The 16,636-nt window shown below is 44.1% G+C and carries 21 protein-coding genes and 1 pseudogene; 12 read left to right on the forward strand and 10 right to left on the reverse strand.

Annotation, left to right across the window (positions count from 1 at the left end):
* The first annotated feature begins 113 nt into the window (after positions 1-113).
* Positions 114-554 (forward strand): GNAT family N-acetyltransferase, encoded by a 441-nt coding sequence (locus tag OLMES_RS19600; protein ID WP_087462821.1) that lies wholly within the window; start codon positions 114-116, stop codon positions 552-554.
* Positions 555-1,088: 534 nt separating this feature from the next.
* Here the strand turns inward: OLMES_RS19600 and OLMES_RS19605 are convergent.
* Genes OLMES_RS19605 through OLMES_RS19615 form a run of 3 tightly spaced genes read right to left on the reverse strand, consistent with a single transcriptional unit; the run spans position 1,089 to position 2,252 of the window.
* Positions 1,089-1,484 (reverse strand): type II toxin-antitoxin system VapC family toxin, encoded by a 396-nt coding sequence (locus OLMES_RS19605; protein ID WP_087462822.1) that lies wholly within the window; start codon positions 1,482-1,484, stop codon positions 1,089-1,091.
* Positions 1,481-1,819 carry a type II toxin-antitoxin system Phd/YefM family antitoxin gene (locus OLMES_RS19610; RefSeq protein ID WP_198343046.1) on the reverse strand — a complete coding sequence of 113 codons (339 nt, stop codon included), beginning with the start codon at positions 1,817-1,819 and terminating at the stop codon, positions 1,481-1,483. The genes OLMES_RS19605 and OLMES_RS19610 overlap by 4 nt, the downstream gene beginning before the upstream one ends.
* Positions 1,803-2,252: a transposase gene (locus OLMES_RS19615; RefSeq protein ID WP_269767724.1), complete on the reverse strand. Its 450-nt coding sequence runs from the start codon at positions 2,250-2,252 to the stop codon at positions 1,803-1,805. Before OLMES_RS19615 ends, OLMES_RS19610 begins: the two co-directional genes overlap by 17 nt.
* Positions 2,253-2,450: 198 nt before the next feature.
* Here OLMES_RS19615 and OLMES_RS19620 point away from each other — a divergent pair, with 198 nt between their 5' ends.
* Both OLMES_RS19620 and OLMES_RS19625 read left to right on the forward strand, forming a co-directional pair.
* Complete coding sequence (locus OLMES_RS19620; RefSeq protein WP_087462823.1) at positions 2,451-3,134, forward strand: hypothetical protein; 684 nt, start codon at positions 2,451-2,453, stop codon at positions 3,132-3,134.
* Positions 3,135-3,567: 433 nt separating this feature from the next.
* Positions 3,568-4,068, forward strand: coding sequence for a hypothetical protein (locus tag OLMES_RS19625; RefSeq protein ID WP_157678406.1), 501 nt, complete (start codon positions 3,568-3,570; stop codon positions 4,066-4,068).
* A 384-nt stretch (positions 4,069-4,452) separates the two neighbouring features.
* On the opposite strand, the gene OLMES_RS19630 is transcribed toward OLMES_RS19625, so the two are convergent.
* A complete protein-coding gene (locus OLMES_RS19630; protein ID WP_087462825.1) occupies positions 4,453-5,436 on the reverse strand; it encodes a transposase in 984 nt (327 codons plus the stop codon).
* 336 nt (positions 5,437-5,772) lie between these two features.
* Between OLMES_RS19630 and OLMES_RS19635 the strand changes: the two are divergent.
* From OLMES_RS19635 to OLMES_RS19645, 3 genes and pseudogenes are all read left to right on the forward strand, one after another.
* Positions 5,773-6,162: pseudogene (locus tag OLMES_RS19635) on the forward strand (transposase); the annotation flags it as partial.
* Between the two features lie 215 nt (positions 6,163-6,377).
* Positions 6,378-7,676 (forward strand): hypothetical protein, encoded by a 1,299-nt coding sequence (locus OLMES_RS19640; RefSeq protein WP_087462826.1) that lies wholly within the window; start codon positions 6,378-6,380, stop codon positions 7,674-7,676.
* 116 nt (positions 7,677-7,792) lie between these two features.
* On the forward strand, positions 7,793-8,227 hold the full coding sequence (locus OLMES_RS19645; protein WP_087462827.1) for a GNAT family N-acetyltransferase: 435 nt from the start codon (positions 7,793-7,795) through the stop codon (positions 8,225-8,227).
* A gap of 43 nt (positions 8,228-8,270) precedes the next feature.
* On the opposite strand, the gene OLMES_RS19650 is transcribed toward OLMES_RS19645, so the two are convergent.
* The 3 genes from OLMES_RS19650 to OLMES_RS19660 form a co-directional block, all read right to left on the reverse strand.
* Positions 8,271-8,678, reverse strand: a complete 408-nt coding sequence (locus OLMES_RS19650) for a transposase (protein WP_269767725.1) — start codon at positions 8,676-8,678, stop codon at positions 8,271-8,273.
* A 172-nt stretch (positions 8,679-8,850) separates the two neighbouring features.
* On the reverse strand, positions 8,851-9,252 hold the full coding sequence (gene vapC / locus OLMES_RS19655) for a type II toxin-antitoxin system VapC family toxin (protein WP_087462828.1): 402 nt from the start codon (positions 9,250-9,252) through the stop codon (positions 8,851-8,853).
* Positions 9,252-9,443, reverse strand: a complete 192-nt coding sequence (locus OLMES_RS19660; RefSeq protein ID WP_087462829.1) for a type II toxin-antitoxin system VapB family antitoxin — start codon at positions 9,441-9,443, stop codon at positions 9,252-9,254. The genes vapC and OLMES_RS19660 overlap by 1 nt, the downstream gene beginning before the upstream one ends.
* A 270-nt stretch (positions 9,444-9,713) precedes the next feature.
* Between OLMES_RS19660 and OLMES_RS19665 the strand changes: the two genes are divergently transcribed.
* The 6 genes from OLMES_RS19665 (at position 9,714) to OLMES_RS19695 (ending at position 13,871) form a co-directional block, all read left to right on the forward strand.
* A complete protein-coding gene (locus OLMES_RS19665; protein ID WP_087462830.1) occupies positions 9,714-10,295 on the forward strand; it encodes a hypothetical protein in 582 nt (193 codons plus the stop codon).
* Between the two features lie 476 nt (positions 10,296-10,771).
* Positions 10,772-11,029: a type II toxin-antitoxin system Phd/YefM family antitoxin gene (locus OLMES_RS19675; protein WP_087462831.1), complete on the forward strand. Its 258-nt coding sequence runs from the start codon at positions 10,772-10,774 to the stop codon at positions 11,027-11,029.
* Entirely contained in the window at positions 11,017-11,334 is a 318-nt protein-coding gene (locus OLMES_RS19680) for a type II toxin-antitoxin system RelE/ParE family toxin (RefSeq protein ID WP_087462832.1), read from the forward strand. Before OLMES_RS19675 ends, OLMES_RS19680 begins: the two co-directional genes overlap by 13 nt.
* A 235-nt stretch (positions 11,335-11,569) precedes the next feature.
* Positions 11,570-12,481 carry a DMT family transporter gene (locus OLMES_RS19685; protein ID WP_087462833.1) on the forward strand — a complete coding sequence of 304 codons (912 nt, stop codon included), beginning with the start codon at positions 11,570-11,572 and terminating at the stop codon, positions 12,479-12,481.
* Positions 12,482-12,566: 85 nt separating this feature from the next.
* Positions 12,567-12,773: a 2-hydroxymuconate tautomerase family protein gene (locus tag OLMES_RS19690; protein ID WP_087462834.1), complete on the forward strand. Its 207-nt coding sequence runs from the start codon at positions 12,567-12,569 to the stop codon at positions 12,771-12,773.
* Positions 12,774-12,965: 192 nt separating this feature from the next.
* Positions 12,966-13,871, forward strand: a complete 906-nt coding sequence (locus tag OLMES_RS19695) for an alpha/beta fold hydrolase (protein ID WP_157678407.1) — start codon at positions 12,966-12,968, stop codon at positions 13,869-13,871.
* Positions 13,872-13,895: 24 nt separating this feature from the next.
* On the opposite strand, the gene OLMES_RS19700 is transcribed toward OLMES_RS19695, so the two are convergent.
* Genes OLMES_RS19700 through phnW form a run of 3 tightly spaced genes read right to left on the reverse strand, consistent with a single transcriptional unit; the run spans position 13,896 to position 16,483 of the window.
* Positions 13,896-14,453, reverse strand: coding sequence for an HD domain-containing protein (locus tag OLMES_RS19700; RefSeq protein WP_087462836.1), 558 nt, complete (start codon positions 14,451-14,453; stop codon positions 13,896-13,898).
* Positions 14,454-14,488: 35 nt separating this feature from the next.
* The gene (gene phnX, locus OLMES_RS19705) at positions 14,489-15,316 is read right to left on the reverse strand and encodes a phosphonoacetaldehyde hydrolase (protein ID WP_087462837.1); all 828 of its coding nucleotides are present in this window, start codon (positions 15,314-15,316) and stop codon (positions 14,489-14,491) included.
* Between the two features lie 42 nt (positions 15,317-15,358).
* On the reverse strand, positions 15,359-16,483 hold the full coding sequence (gene phnW / locus OLMES_RS19710) for a 2-aminoethylphosphonate--pyruvate transaminase (protein WP_232465154.1): 1,125 nt from the start codon (positions 16,481-16,483) through the stop codon (positions 15,359-15,361).
* Positions 16,484-16,636: the final 153 nt, after the last annotated feature.

The following is a 16,636-nucleotide window of genomic DNA, read 5'->3' on the forward strand; positions in this document are numbered from 1 at the left end:
CTTTCATCGGGGCGGCCATCCGCTTATTAGATAATGCCCATGCCGGGCGTACCAAATTGGTCAACATGACGCCTGGCGGCGCATGTCACCAAGGCGTTATGAGTAATATGTAAATGAAGACTCGTTTGATCGGAGAGAATGATCTTGAAGAGTGTGCAAGACTGTATGCTCAAGTATTTTCTAGCGAACCGTGGAACGAAGACTGGACATTGGAACACGCATTTAACCGTCTCAGTCATTTTTACAAATCTATGGGGTTTCTGGGCGTATTGCTTGAAAACGAAAGCGTTGTGAGTTTTGCATTAGGCAATTGGGAGCCATTTTACTTTGGCAATATGTTCTACCTAAGAGAAATGTGCACACATACTCGTTTCCAGGCTAATGGCTATGGCAGCAGGGTTTACACTGCCCTAGAAAATGAGCTTAGAGCTAACTCTGTAAATAGTATTTATTTAACAACTGAGCGTGAGATTCCTGCTGCTAGCTTTTATCAAAGTAATGGCTTTAGTTACAGCGAGAAAATGGGTTTTTATGCTAAGCGACTAAACTCATAATCGGGTAGCCGGGGGTATCTAACCCCCAGTCCCCACAACACCCTGCATGCCTGCGCGGCCCGGCGTTCCCGCACAGGGCGTTTCACTCAGGATAGTGAAGCTTAATCCAACCATCGCGTAATGAATAAAGTCCCTCAGATTTCAAATACTCCAGTGACAGAACCTGATTGATACCCGGGGTCTTAGCACTAAGCCATGGGCCTTTGCTGGTGATGACACATGCAACTGCGGATTGAACATGCACACTTTGCCTCATGAGATTACGTACATATATTGCAATTTGTATTGCCTTTTATCCGGTCGACTTGAAACTTATGGGGAACTCGCCGCATGACAGGCGGTATAAGCGTGTATTCGGACGACTCGAAACATGCTTGTGAGCTCGTAAGTAGAGCGATTGATCGCACGAAATTGAAATAACGAAAGAAATAACTTGCCAGCGGTTAATTCATAGCCAATGGTTAAGGAAATGAAATTAGATTTGAGGTGGTGGATATTGGGTCATGATAGACTTTTTCTACAGCCTCGTTATGCTCACCAAATGGTATCTATCATCTCACTTGATAGTAGGTTTTTATCTGCTGTGACTAATCTCGCATTGTGAATAATTGATGTAGCTGCAATTATTCTGTCGGCAGGGTCATTGTTTATTTCTGAATTAAAATTAACTGATAATTCAGCTATTTCAGGAGAGATAAGTTTTACTAAAACATTTCTTGATTGCAGAAATAAGTTAATGAAATTTGCTGCCGTTGTTTCAACTTCAATTCTTCTTTTTTTGATTAGCATAGATATTTCCCAAATTGAAATATCTGAGATTGCTAATGCATTGTTTTCATCTGCTTTATTTATTGCATCCATTGCGGGAGCTGTAATACTTTTTGGGTCAAGCGCGTCCCAAATAATTGCGCATGTATCCATTAGTATCATGTCAAAGCATCCCAGTCAGCATCTATTGGAGAAGTAATATCATGTATTTTTGCGTTTGTGGCCAACGTGTCTAACTGTTTTTTTGCTTGTTCTCTTTTGTTTTCTGGCGGTGTTATTGTTGCTAACAACTTTCCGTTAGAGGTGACAGAAATTTGTTCGCCAGAGTTAGCTATCTCTAAATATTTCAAAAGGTTAGCTCTAAACTCACTAATGTTAATTGTCTGCATGGTTTTACCTGTATTTATTGTACAAGAATATTGTACAACTATATTCCAATAAATCATGCATAACAAGTGACTATGTTCCCAAGTCAAGCTTTTAAGCCATTTTCTCATCCCAGAAAGTTCCATTCTTGACCATCGTATTCAGGATAGTCAGTTGCTTCCGCATCCAGGCAACCATGGCCACTTTTTTGGGTTTGCCAGCCGTCACCATCCGCTCATACATCGGCTTCAATTGTGGGTGGTATTGTATGGCAGGCATGATCGACATGAACAAAACGGTGCGGATTTTACTGCGATCGCCGCGTATGAATCGCTTGCCTGCGTATACACCACTGTCGCGGTTCATGGGCGCAACGCCAACTAATGCAGCAATCTGTTTTCGATTCAGTTTGCCCAATTCAGGCAGTTCACTGATGGGTGTATACGCGAGCACATTGCCAACCCCTTTTACACTCGTAAGTTGATCTACTCGAATGTTTTGAGTGGGCGTCTTGTTTTCCAAGCTTAAGATTGGTTTGCAAACCCGGAGATAGATCGATCGCACGAATTTGAAATAACGAAATATTTAACTTGCCAGCGGATAAATCATAGCCGATGGTTAATAGATGGAAATTAAATTTGAGGTGTGTGGATATTGGGTCATGATTGGCTTTTTCTACAGCCTCGTTACACGATAAGGTCATCCATGCTTGAAACTATAATTGTCGTAATATTAGTTATCGTATTTTGGAACCCAATATTTATGAATACCATTGGGCCATTTATTATTTGGAAAACTCAGAAAATTCCTACTGACATTAATTTTGTATCGGTTGATGAGTCCAAATTTATAAGTGAGAGAAACGAAATATTTCATTCATACGACAAGAGTTTATCTGAATCCGGTTTTTCCAATATTGGCTCCTCATTGATGATGAACTCACATTCGACAGGCCACTTTCGCCTCTACTGGAACAATGAAAACACAATGGCAGCAATGGTTGTGAATATGGTTAGCAAAGTCGAAGACATCACCTATTTAGAGATAACGCAAAAATATGAGGATGGCGTTGTAATTGATGTGAACAACAGTCCTGTACCGGAATCATATCCTAAAATGGACTTTAAGCTTGTTTTTAGATATCCAAAATTGCACTCTGCTGATGAGATGGTCAAAATATTACAGAATATAAAATCGAAAACCAAACCTGGGTCAACCCCGGTTAGTATTTCAGGTGGTTTCAAAGAAGTTTCTGAATTTATACGAAAAGAATCTGATGAGCTGCTTAGGTTGGGCTTGGTCAAAAATGAAATTGACGAAACAGGAAAGCGTTCGCTCACTTTAAAGGGAGCTTTCGCAATGACGTTTCGATCAGTACCGCCAGGTAGACGTATTCGTGCATACCTTTCTGAAAAGAATGCCAGAAAGTATAGTGAAAGCGTGTAATCGGGTAACCGGGGGTATCTAGCCCCCAGTCCCCACAACACCCTGCATGCCTGCGCGGCCCGGCGTTCCCGCACAGGGCGTTTCATTCAGGATAGTAAAGCTTAATCCAACCATCGCGTAATGAATAAAGTCCCTCAGATTTCAAAAACTCCAGTGACAGAACCTGATTGATACCCGGAGTTTTAGAACTGCGCCACGGGCCTTTACTGGTAATGCCAAACGCGACCGCGGCTTGAACATGCACACCTTGCCTCATAAGATTACGTACATATATTGCAATCTGTATTGCCTTTTATCCGGTCGACTCGAATCTTGCCTGTAAGCTCGTCATTAAAGCGACTGATCGCACGAAATTGAAATAACGAAATAAATAACTGATAACGTAAAATATCTGTTTTTATTCGGGCTTTGTTGCTTTATGGGAACATTTTATTTGCAAGCAAGAGATGTTCGAAGTGCTCCAGAAGTATTTACGGTTTTCCCGAATAATGTAGATAGAACTTTTAGCCGAAGAATTGAGCTGAGCCCTGAAGATAACTCTTTCGGTATCTATGGTAGTTATGAGGCAGGCAGGCATCCTGATTTCCCTCCACGCGAGATACGTTTACGTGTGTTAAAAGAGAACGATGTGGTAATTTCAAAGAAATTATCGATGAGCCGTGTCTACGGTGGAGATATTACACCTTACGGATATTATACTGAAGTTACTTACGGCGAGTTTGATATTTCTGAAAGTGGTATATACACAGTGGAAATTGAATTGCTTTCTCCCATTGAAAATATACGCAGCTATCAGTTAACTGTGCGCTCGAACATACATTCCTGGTATCAAATTATTAGTTTTATTTTGGGAGTTATTCTTATGTTTACGGGCGGGATTATTGGGGGGTGGAGAAAAGTCAAAGATGTCCTTAGTAAGTACTTTAAGATTTAGAGCTTAAGATTATTCAAAAGTTTGTCTATTGGACAGGCATTTGTTTACTCCCTATATCGAGAAAGTATTGAATTATTGGAATCTTGCAGCGTGACAGCAGGTATAAGTATGAGTCCGGGTGACTTTAGATTGGCTTGCAAACCCGGAGATAGAGCGATTGATCCCACACGTAACAAAGACAGCCATCCGTAAGTTCCAAACGGCGGATTACGCCCCACAGTACATCAGTTAGCACAGGTCAGGCGCAATTTGCGGATTAAAACGAAAATTTGGTCGTGAGACGCCCGGAATTAAGCTGGCAGGGATGTAAATAGCAAATTCAGAGCGCAAAATGCTCCCGAGATCGCTCGTTAGTGTTTTAAGATGAAGGGTTATATTAGGTACTTATGTCGGAAACAAACTTCGACACTGGGCCAATCCAGAAACCCGTCGGTGACCGAGGCCCTGACTGGCGATTTTCACCTGTTCAGCTTTGCCAACGAAGGTCGGGAATAAGGATTCCATCTTTCCTGTGAGTTGAGTCCACTGTCTTTCGTTGATCTTCAGACGTTGCAATATCGGCGGTAGAGATGTTGAGATCGATCCGCGCTTGTCGTCCCGTTGAATTCGTCCGGTCCAATCCAGTAGCTCGAGGTAATCTTGTAAGTTAAACTGAAGGCCGTCCGGTTGGTCTTTTCTGGGGTTTCCGACGAAGGGTAACAGATAACCCGGTTGATGAGGTGTGTCAGCCTTTGCCGCTTTAATCCGTTTTTGAACAGATGTGTGATCCGATGATTCCGGCGAATCGGCAATACCGGCGCGGATCGGGTTCAGATCGACATAGGCGAGACAAGCTGCTAAGGCTTGTTCATCCAGTAACGCCTGACATTTAAACCTGCCTTCCCAGAAGCGTCCAGTGCATTGATCTTCCTGATTGGCTGCACGCGCTATGGGTTCATTCAATGATCGCATGAACCAGCTGATATCTTGTAAACGCGCTCGCCATAGTTTTGCTAAGCTATTTAAACGGTGGTACTCACAGTCGAGTAATGTATCGCCAGATAAATACCGCTTGGAAAGTGCATTCCCGGCGTAAACACCATGCCAACGTTCAATGACGTCTCTTGTGCTCCAGCTTTCGGCCTTCGCTTGATTGATCCGAAGTACGGTATGGGTGTGGTTTGACATGACGGCAAAAGCGCAGACATCAATGGCAAAGGTGCGTGCCAACAGGATCAATCGATCCTCGACCCATTGTCTCCGGTGTTCGTAGCTTTTACCGGTGAAATGATCGACACCACAGAGGAAACTTCGGCGCACGCAGCGGGATATACAGTGGTAGTAGGGCGTTGCGTCAAGTGAAATTTGAGCTTTCCTTGGTTTCGGCATGTCTTCAGATCCATTGAAGTATTATTTATCTGGCTGAATATACAGTTTTTTGGTCGTGAGTCAATGTATTGAGTGGGTGTCTTGTTTTCCACGGCTGGTTTTTTGGCACTTTTATGGGTATTCTTGATCATGAAAAAGGTGACTCTGATGTGCTTGGTTGTTTGATGATAACCAATTGAATCAAATCGCCTTTTTCTTTTCAAGTACAATGTTGTTTGCAGAATTTAGGTACCAATTAAAAATACTTATATGGGTTATGAAGTTGAATGGTTATAAATCACCTAATCGGGTAACCAGGGGAGAGTAACAAAGACAGCCATCCGTAAGTTCGTGGTTCGAGAAAACCCACACGGTACTCCGAAAGCTTTTTTTGAGGGGCGGTTATTACAATACCGACACTGTGAATTCAACTCAAAGTGCATGAAAAATCCAAGTGCTGCAAACCATCGAAAAGGCACTGGAAGGCAAGTCTCATTCATAATTTCAGACAAGCGCAAGCCCAACTATACCGACTGGATGAAGCGCAGGGTTGATAGTGATGTGGGGAAGCAAATCTACAGTCACCGGATGTCTGTTGTAGAACCTGTTTTTGGCAATATTGGTACCACCAAAAAATTAAACCGCTTTAGCCTGAGAGGGAAAGCGAAGGTTCAAGGTCAATGGCAGTTGTATTGTATGGTTCATAATATCGAGAAGGTATTGAATTATGGGGATATTGCAGCGTGACAGGCGGAATAAGCATGAGTGCGGTGGCTCGAAACCAGTCTGTTATCTCGGATATAGAGTGATTGATCGCACCAATTGTAAATAACGAAATAATTAACTTGCCAGCGGATAAAATATGGCCAATGGTTAAGGGAATGAAATTAGATTTGAGGTGTGTGGATATTGGGTCATGATGGGCTTTTTCTACAGCCTCGTTAACCCAAAAGGAGTGAGCAGTGGCATCTCCACTATCTGATTTAGACGAACTAGTCTTAAAATGCCGAGATCCAAAGGCTAAAAGTTACATCCGTGAAGCCGTTGCATGTTATAAATCTGGTGCGTTTAGATCAGCAATCGTGTCTACATGGATTGCTGTCTCTTTCGATATAATTGATAAACTCAAAGACTTGTCATTGGCTGGTGACAGAGAGGCGGAAAAGCAAATAGAAACCTTCGAGAAAGCTAGAAGAGCTGGTGATATTGCTAATTCCCTAAAGTTCGAGAGAGATATATTGGAGGTCTGTAGGGATAAGCTTGAATTAATCTCACACGTAGAATTTATCGATCTTGAGCGTTTGCAGCAAGACAGAAACCGTTGTGCTCACCCCTCAATGACAAGCGATGGCGAAATCTTTAATCCCTCAGCCGAGCTTTCACGGGTTCATTTACGTTCGGCTGTTGAACACTTATTGCAATATCCACCAGCACAAGGGAAATATGCATTGGATTCTTTGGTGAAAGAAGTAAATTCAGAATACTTTCCAACCGAAATCAATAAAGCTGTAATTGCGTTCAATAATAGCCCGCTATACAAAGCTAGGGAAAGTCTTGTTAGAAATTTCATTATTGTACTCTTAAAGAAGCTAATTAATGATGCAAAAGGTTACAAAGAGATTTCTAGAATTACTACTGCACTAAAAGCGATTGAAACACTTTACAGAGAAATTTATCGCGATACTCTCACCGGTAAATTGTCAAGCATCGTAAGAGCTGTTGATGACGGTAGTCTTGAAAAAATAATTCCGGTTATAGAAAGGTTGAATGATAGCTGGTCATATTTTGAAGATGATGTTAAACAAAAAATCGAAGCATATGTCGAAAATTTACCTAAAGGTAAGCTAGATGATATTGAATTGTTTTTCTCGATTAAAGATTTAGTAGGTGCTGCAGAGAAACGATTGAAAAAGGCAACTAGAGCGGAGCTTGATGATCCGCTATTTTTTGTTTTACCTAGTCAAATTGCTGATAGGATAGTTGAACTTTATATTGAATCGAGCTCCTTCGATCAGGCAAATAGCTTTGCTTCTACTGTTACTAGGTATGCAGGTGATTTTTCAATTGATCAAGTCAAGAAAATTATTAAGGGTTGTGGAGAAAACAATCAAATTGAACATAGTTTTGAAGTCGGAACTGTATTAAACGCATTGCGAAAAAATGAGAAAATAGATGATTCTCAATTTGACGAATGGCTAAAAGAAGCTGGACTAGAAAAGTACAGCAAAAACGAAGATGATGACGAAGAAGAAAATGGTTAACAAGCGGCTGCACCGGACAAATTTCCGCTGTCACCTTTTTTGCGCTACGCTGGCAAAAAAGTCGCCATCGAAAATTTGCACGGTGAGTCGGGCGTTATAAGCAAAGGAGTGCATAAATGTTCGTAATTAGAGAGATGTTAATTTCTGATTATCAGACTGTTATAGAATTATGGAACGAAACGGAAAACCTTTCATTGAGGGATGCAGATTCTAAACAAGGTATTGAAACATACCTTAATAGAAACAAAGGTCTTAGCTTTGTTGCATTACAAGAAAATGAAATAATTGGTGCATTATTGGTAGGCACCGATGGGCGCAGAGGGTATCTACAGCATTTATCAGTTTCGTCTGAACACAGAGGTAAAGGGGTTGGTAAAAAGCTTGTTTCTGAATCAATAAGTGCCTTATCATCAATCGGTATTTCAAAAACTCATTTGTTTGTTCTAAACGAAAATGTGCAAGCTCAAGAGTTTTACGAAAAGTGCGGATGGTTTCCAAGAGAAGAAATAAAAATGTATTCTTTTAATAGTTCAACTAACGTGAACGTATGAGAATCAAGCTTATAACAAGTGACTATGTTCCCAAGTCAAGCTTTTAAGCCATTTTCTCATCCCAGAAAGTTCCATTCTTGACCATCGTATTCAGGATGGTCAGTTGCTTCCTCATGCAGGCAACCATGGCCACCTTTTTGGGTTTGCCAGCCGTCACCATCCGCTCATACATCGGCTTCAATTGTGGGTGATATTGTATGGCAGACATGATCGACATGAACAAAACGGTGCGGACTTTACTGCGACCGCCGCGTATGAATCGCTTGCCTGCGTAAGTACCACTGTCGCGGTTCATGGGCGCAACGCCAACTAATGCAGCAATCTGTTTTCGATTCAGTTTGCCCAATTCAGGCAGTTCACTGATGAGTGTATACGCGAGCACATTGCCAACCCCTTTTACACTCGTAAGTTGATCTACTCGAATGTTTTGAGTGGGCGTCTTGTTTTCCAAGCTTAAGATTGGTTTGCAAACCCGGAGATGGAGCGATTGATCGTACGAATTTGAAATAACGGAATAATTAACTTGCCAGCGGATAAATCATAACCGATGGTTAATGGATAGAAATTAAATTTGAGGTTCGTGGATATTGGGTCACGATTTGCTTTTCTACAGCCTCGTTAGCTTAAGGGTGCAAAACAATTGGTAAATGTAACTTATAATGTTGGAAATCTTTATCAGCTGTAAATATGGCTGCTTTTACTCTTGTTGTAACGGCACAGATTAAAAAATCAGTGTGCGATCCTTGTATCCCTTTAGCGCGACAGGTATTGGAGTATTCCGCTGCGAGAATATAGTCATCATCTATGACAGGTTGGTTAGGAAAGTAATCTAATTTTTGTTTAAGTTTGAGGTATTGGTTTCTGTCACTGTACCCAGAAAGGAGTTCTTGCCGCACGGGTCCAATTATCATTACTGAACCTTGGTCAATGATTTTAGAAAGTTCTGCGGCAATTTCCTTGTTTCTGGTGCTTTTGCCTCTTAATGCCAGTGACCATACACAAGTATCAATCAATATTTGGTTCACTAGCGGCCCTGTTTGTAATCATAGTCTTCATCGGCAGGCAAGTTACCGAATAATTCCTTAATTTCTTGCTGTTTTCTTCGTTCAATAAACTCTTTCAATGCCGCATTAACAGTATCTTTCTTGGATTTAAAACCACCGACTTTTAACGCTGCATCTAATAGACTATTATCCAATGCTAAATTTGTTGCCATAAATTACTCCTTACACAAAGGTCTACACATTATGGTATATCAAACAAAAAAAGCCAACAAGTGACTATGTTCCCAAGTCAAGCTTTTAAGGCATTTTCTCATCCCAGAAAGTCCCATTCTTGACCATCGTATTCAGGGTAGTCAGTTGCTTCCGCATGCAGGCAACCATGGCCACTTCTTGGGTTTGCCAGAATTAGTCACGCTTACTAATCCACTGCAGACAAGACAACAGACCCGGCCTTATATCTCTTGAAATAAGTAGGAAAAAACATGTTTAAATTTGCTACCATCGTGCTGTTAAGCTTATGCATAGTTGCTTGCACGGAAGATAAAAGAGAAAGCCAGCTAATGCCACTTTTTGATGATTTGGTATCAAAACATGAGGTTGTCACCATTGAGTTTGAGCATGAGTTAAAAGAGTTTTCTGAGCGCTCTGTCCAAGAACAAGAAATGGGACGATTGATGATGAGCGGTAAGCTGTCCGATGCTCAGAAAGAAAAGATGCAGCTAGTAATTTCTGAAGGACAAGCGCAACTGGCGAGGATGATAGATGCATCGAATGCAGTGATTGAGTCGACGACAAATATTATGTCTCTCATGTCCTCAATCTATGGAATGTGTGGACACCACGAATTAAGAGATAAGATATCCAGCTTTATCACCTTGCTCCAGACAAAGTATGAAGAAAAAAAGGATATTGATACCATCTATTGGAATTCTCTTTGGGCGTACGAAGATGATTTCAAGGATCTCGAGACAGATCACGAATGCGCTGAATTTTTAAAAAGTAAAGACAATATCGATAACTTTATATCTGAGACTATTGAAAAGATGTCTAAAGTGGGTGCTTAAAAAACGCTGCACTGTTAGTTACCGACGTTGGTCTTGGTTGTGAGTGGAAAATGAATTCAAGGTGGGGGAGGTTTTACCATAAAACACTTCTTATACCTCTCAAAAAGGTGTCTGAGTAATGAGCAGTTGTCCCCTACCCCATTCGTATGACTTTCACGGTCGTGAGGTTAGGTACAGTCAGTTGGGCGACGGTCCGCCAATGGTGTTGGTCCATGGAACGCCTTGGTCGAATCTGGCATATTGGACAGCCCCCCTTAGCCAGTCTCATTCATAATTTCAGACAAGCGCAAGCGCAACTATACCGACTGGATGAAGCGTAGGGTTGATGGTGACGCAAGGAAGCAAATCTACAGTCACCGGATGTATGTTGTAGAACCGGTTTTTGGCAATATTGGGTCATGATGAGCTTTTCTAAAGCCTCGTCAACTGAACGAAACTTCTTGCCACACTGAGAGTGACAGAATAGTATCACATTTATGAAAACTGAATTGGTAACGACATTAAAGCGGCAAGCGACCAAAATACTCGCAGAGCTGCATGAAACAAAAGAGCCTGTTCTAATCACTGAGCATGGGAAGCCTTCGGCATACTTAATTGATTTTGAAGATTATGAATCAATGAAGGATCGTATGCAGATACTTGAAGGGATCGCTAGAGGCGAACGAGCAGTTTTTGAAGGGAAAGTTTATTCTGAATCGGAAGCGGAAGAGAAAATGAGCAAATGGCTCAAATAAAATGGACTGATCCTGCATTAACAGACCTTAATGAAATAGCAGAATACATAGCACTCGATAAGCCAAGTGCAGCTAAAAAACTCGTTCAAGATGTTTTCAAAGAAATTAAGCGCCTAAAGCAATTTCCAGAATCGGGCCGATTACCTGATGAGTTGATTGGATCAAACTATCGAGAGGTAATCGTTGGTCCATGCAGAATATTTTATCGAGCTGAACGAAATAAAGTCTATATTCTTTATGTCATGCGAAGTGAAAGAGCATTGAGGCGATTTATTCTCAACGATCGAGATGGGGAGATCAGCTAATCGGGGATATCTAACTCCCAGCCCCCACAACACCCCACATGCCTGCGCAACCCGGTGTTGCCGCACAGGGCGTTTCCCTCAGGATAGTGAAGTGACATTCAGCCATCGCGTAGCGGGTAAAGCACCTCAAAAAACATTCACTAATTATGAAAGATACATTCATAATTATTCATTATTTAGAAAAGATTAAAAAGCGTATAGTAAAGGCTCATTTGCAATATGTTTGGAAATTACCATGGCAAACAACCTTTACAAAGGCTATTTCATGGCACTGGGTGCTGTTCTGATCTGGTCGGGTTTTATCCTTGTTTCAAGACAGGGCGGGCTCAGTCCCCTGACAGCATATGATGTCATTGCCATTCGGTACATCACCTGTGCCACCCTGCTGCTCCCTGTGTGGTATTTTTTCTTTCCATTCAAACTCCTGAAGCCAAAATTGATTGCCGTTAGTCTGGTTGGGGGGCTGGTATATGCCCTGTTTGCTTTTAACGGTTTCAAAACGACACCGGCTTCCCATGCGGCGGTTATGATGCCGGGGTTGATGCCGCTGTTTATTACCTTTTTAGCGGTCTATCTCAACCGGGAAAAGCAAGGTGCGGCGAAATGGCTGGGTATTGCGCTGATTTCCACCGGTATTGGTGCCCTGCTCTGGCACGAATGGCAATCTGCACAGGGTGTTCTGGAAGGGCATTTGCTGATCGTGAGTGCGGCTTTCTGCTGGGCGCTGTATTCGGTATTGATTCAGCGTTGGAAAATATCGCCTTGGGAGGCAACGGTCAGTCTGGCAGTGATCACCTGCGCCCTTTACCTACCGGTTTACCTGATTGGCCTTCCTGCTAACCTGAGTGCCGCGACCTGGGAAGATATTGCCTTACAGGCGTTTTATCAGGGTTTTATGGCAACAATTGTTCAGATGATGCTCTATGTCTATGCCGTCCGGAGTATTGGCGCACCGGCAATGGGTTCCATGATGGCCATGGTGCCAGTGATTGCGGGTATCGCGGCCATTCCCCTATTCGATGAGCCGTTCACGGCAACCTTGATGGGGGCCCTTGTTTTAGTCAGCGCAGGTTTGTGGATTGCCAATCATTACAACGTGAAAGCAGCCCGTGCCAGCCGCGAAGCTGCGGTAAGTCAAAGCACTTAAAACATCCCCTGAAAAGGCAACCGAATAACCAGACAATAGAATGCATTCTAGAACCAAACAAGAGATCATACCGAGGAACAGCATCATGCCCTACATCAACATCAAAATAACGGACGAATCTGTTACTGCCGAACAAAAAGCGAAACTGATTCAAGGGGCCACTCAATTGTTAGTGGACGTGTTAAACAAAAACCCTGCGACCACAGTTGTTGTCATCGACGAAGTCAATACAGATAACTGGGGTATTGGCGGTGAGGTTGTGACAAAATTGCGTGAACAGGCTCAGTCTTGACTATTCAGTTCCCGTTAGTGCGCTTAAGTTAACCCGGATAAACTGACTCCGCACTGCCAAAACACGCCTTGTAGTATTTTGACAGTGCGGCAAACGAAGAATAAGCAACCACACATCGAATGACAATGAATCATGTTATAGACTATCGTGCAACTTTCAGGAACCGAAAATCAAAGTGCGATGGAGACAAACGTGCCCCATATATTCACCCGGGACCAACAGAACATCTATTTTCGAAAGCTGGGCCGGGGTATACCCGTGCTCATGCTGCACGGTATCGGCATGGACAGCCGCCACTGGCTTCCCTTTATTACACCTTATTTAACCCGTTTCCAATTTTATCTGCCGGACTTTCGTGGTGCGGGTCATTCCGCGAACGTTCCGATTACCAAACCTGATGTATTCAAGTGCCTGAAAGACGATGTAGAGGATTTAATCCTGCAACTTAAATTACAAGAATTTATTTTGGTGGGTTATTCACTAGGCGCATCAACTGCACTGCAATTACAACTCGAAGGCGGATTCGATCAGGTCATCCGTTATTTACAGATTGACCAAAGCCCGTGCATACTCAATCGCCCCGGCTGGAACGGAGGCTTGATGGGCGACAATCAAACGGCGTTCTGCCACCAGCTTGCGCAACTCGATGATGTGCTGGCCCGGCACCCGGCGGAAATGACCCTGCAACAATTGCCCAAGGCTGACCGGAAACTGGCCACACAATACCTCGTTGAGGTACTCAGCGTCGTCATCGGTAATCCTTTGCTGGTCAACTTTCTTCGCCAGGCCGGTCGCTCCCCTGCTCTGTTAACGCGACTGGCAGGCCCAACGACCCTGCATAACCTGAGATCCTACCTGCACACATACTATACCAACGAAAATGACTATCGCGACAGCTTCAACAGCTGTGACAAACCGGTAACAGTATTTATCGGAAAGAAATCGCCACTATACGAGTACAACGGACAACTGGAAACTGCCCGACAAATCAAACATTGCCGAACAGTACTCTTCAATCAATCCGGGCATCTCCCACAAGTTGACGAGCCGATTAAATTTGGCCGGGAACTGGGGAGATTTCTGACTGGGCCGAAGTAGCCCTCGATTTGTGAAGAGGTTAACTCAATTGGAAGATTTGAGCATTTTTTCCATCAGTGGCACAAAGTATTGCAGGGGCGGTACGTCAGCCCCGATGTCTTTGCCCAGATCATCATAGCGACGCAGGGCGATGGCTTCTTCGAAGTATTCTGCATTCCGGAAACGTTGACACTGTTCCTCCGTCATTGGCCCACCTTGCAGCTCGAGACTGTGGACTGAAGCATCACTCAGGCCTTCAAAATAGCTTCGGTCAATCGCGCAAAGATAGCGTTTTGCAGCAACGTGCAACTGAATCGGAGTGGTGATGGTTTCAGCAAATAGTTTGGTCAGCATCCGGGCACCAGCCACTTCATGATGAAAGTCAGTTTCAGGCCGGGCCACGGCGTTCACGCGCAGGGAATGGCCAATATCGTGCAGTAATGCCGCAACAATTAATGAATCAGGTGCGCCCTCACGTTCCGCCAATGTCGCACACTGCAACATATGCTGTTCCTGGGTTACGGCCTCACCGTAGTGAGCTGACCCGAACGATTCAATCGCGGCCAATAATTCAGGCAAAGACTCGAGCGGCTTGATATTCATAATGAGAAAGCTCCTGGTACACTATTTTCGGTCAATCAGGGATGCATACCCTGAGACAAACGTTGTTCGATTTTATCGATAACCGCAGGCAATTCAGCAACCGAGTCAATCACAAAGTGGGCACCGGACCGACTCGCAGCCAAACGGGCACTTTCGATCAACGGTTGACGCTCAGACTCATCCAGAGCCGCCCACTCTTCAGGCCCGTAGCCCAGATAATTCCCGGTCAGGGCAACTGCTACGGTCCACATTCCTGCATTGAGACCTTCCTCGATACCGGTTGTGGTGTCATCTACCTTGATACAACTTTGCACCGCTACAACGCCCAGTTTTTGCATTACAGCCTGAGCCATGTAGGGATAAGGCCGTCCCAAGGAAACCTCGGTGGCACACACATTCGCCTCCGGTTGATAACCGAGTTCCGCTGCTGCCGCTGCCACAGCCTGGTACATTTCGGTGTTGTACCCGGTATTGGCACCGATATGAATACTACGTGCTTTCAAATCATTCAGGGTGTCTACCAAACCCGGTATCAACTGGGTTGTGGTGCGAATCGCTTCAATCTGAATTGGCACAAATTCATGGTACAAACGATCTATGCACTGCTCCGTTGGCGCTGTACCTTTGCTCTCCAACCAGGCTTTGCGAATGGCCTCCATCGCCAGCATTTGCCGGATATGCTCCCGCTTCTCGGTACCCATTGGTGCTCTGGCCTGCGTATCCGAGACGGTAATCCCTTCTTTGGCGAAAAGCATTTTAAACGCCTGAATGGGGGCCATTGATCCGAAGTCTACGGTCGTACCTGCCCAGTCAAAAATAACGGCCTGGATGGCACCGGAATATTTACGTTGATAATGAAACATAGAAATGAACTCTTAATGACAGAGGTGACTCAAAAAATCGGACTAAAGCCAATAGCGGTTGCGCTCAACAGCTGAAATCAAACGCTCGATATCCGCCGGAAAAACATGGCCAATATTGCCAATCCGAAAACAATCCGCCTGCGAAATTTTTCCAGGGTAGATCACAAACCCGTCCGCTTTCAGTTTTTGATAAAACTCTTCAAACCGATAGTGTTCACTCTCCGGGTTATAAAACGTCGTGATAAACGGTGATTGCAAGGCATCCGGTAACAGGGTTTCAAAACCAAGGGCGCGCATGCCTTCCACCAGAATCCGGTGATTCTCGACATACCGCCCGTAACGGGCCGCTATACCGCCTTCCTGCTCCAGCTCGAATAAAGCTTGATCAAACGCCCTGACAACATGGGTCGGGGAGGTAAATCGCCATTTCCCCTCATTTTGCTCCATACACTGCCATTGATCATACAGATCGAGGCTCAAAGAACGGGCTCGCCCGGCACAGCTGGCCAGCACATCACGTCGACCAATGACAAAACCAAAACCGGGAACCCCCTGGATACATTTGTTGGCACTACTGATCAAGAAATCGATTTCCAGTTCAGCGATGTCCATCGGAATGCCACCGAAGCTGCTCATGGCATCCACAATGTATGTTGCCCCGGCTTTGTGCACCAATCGGCCTACAGCCGCGATATCATTCAGCATGCCGGTAGTTGTTTCACAGTGCACCAATGCGACATGACTAAAGGCAGATTCTGTCTGCGCACCGGCGGACTTTAAACGGGTCGATACCTGATCAAGATCAACCGGTCCCGTTTCCCCGAAATCAATAACTTCATGATTCAGACGTAATACTCGAGCCATCTGCGCGATACGTTTGCCATAGGCACCATTGGCTAAAACCAGAAGCCGTCCAGACTCTGGAATCACGGAGCCTAATACTGCTTCCACGGAGGCACTGCCGCTGCCCTGCATCAACACAGACGTGTATTGCCCGGTCTGACGCGTTGCCAGATCGACCAGGCGGGCACGAATACGCTGCACGATCTGGTTGTAGTCACGATCCCAGGTACACCAGTCACGGAGGAGCGCTTCGCGCACACCCGGAGACGTAGACAGTGGGCCAGGGGTTAATAAAAGATAAGGGTTATCAGGAATCATCATCATCTCGGGGTACCGGATTAAACTTGTATACTGGTCTAGACCAGTTTCATATTATGATAATGATTCGCTTCGATTTGGGTCAATACATCCACAAAAATTTAATATATTTGCAACATTTCATATTTCTGAAACACTCACCCGGCACATTAGCCACCA

The sequence above is a fragment of the Oleiphilus messinensis genome, assembly GCF_002162375.1.
Taxonomy (GTDB): Bacteria; Pseudomonadota; Gammaproteobacteria; order Pseudomonadales; family Oleiphilaceae; genus Oleiphilus; species Oleiphilus messinensis.